This is a genomic window from Vibrio sp. YT-19(2023), from assembly GCF_033337395.1.
Genome location: NZ_JAWOQN010001139.1, coordinates 1 through 519, shown reverse-complemented (window position 1 = coordinate 519; position 519 = coordinate 1). Strand labels below are relative to the sequence as shown.

General features: G+C 44.7%; 1 protein-coding gene. It reads right to left on the bottom strand.

Features of this window, described 5'->3' with window-relative positions:
- On the bottom strand, positions 1-519 hold a 519-nt coding region (locus R7E78_RS30490), incomplete at both ends, for a DNA gyrase subunit A (RefSeq protein WP_318059191.1).

Genomic DNA, 519 nt, shown 5'->3' with positions numbered 1-519 from the left:
ATTTCATCGATGTTCGCTAGAGCAAGTGCAAGACCTTCAAGAATGTGCGCACGCTCACGAGCTTTACGCAATTCGAAGATAGTACGGCGAGTCACGACTTCACGACGGTGATCCACAAAGCACTTCAACATATCTTTCAGGTTGAATAGCTGTGGCTGACCATTGTTCAACGCAACCATGTTGATACCGAAAGTCGTTTGTAGCTGAGTTTGAGCGTAAAGGTTGTTAAGAACCACTTCGCCTACTGCATCACGCTTACATTCAATAACGATACGCATACCATCTTTGTCAGATTCGTCACGTAGCGCACTGATGCCTTCAACTTTCTTATCTTTAACAAGTTCAGCAATCTTCTCGATCAGACGAGCTTTGTTCACTTGGTAAGGAATTTCGGTAACGATGATGGTTTCTTTACCGTTTTTCTCTGTTTCGATTTCCGCTTTTGAACGCATGTAGATCTTACCGCGACCTGTTTTGTACGCGTCTACAATGCCTTTACGACCGCTGATAAGCGCCGCA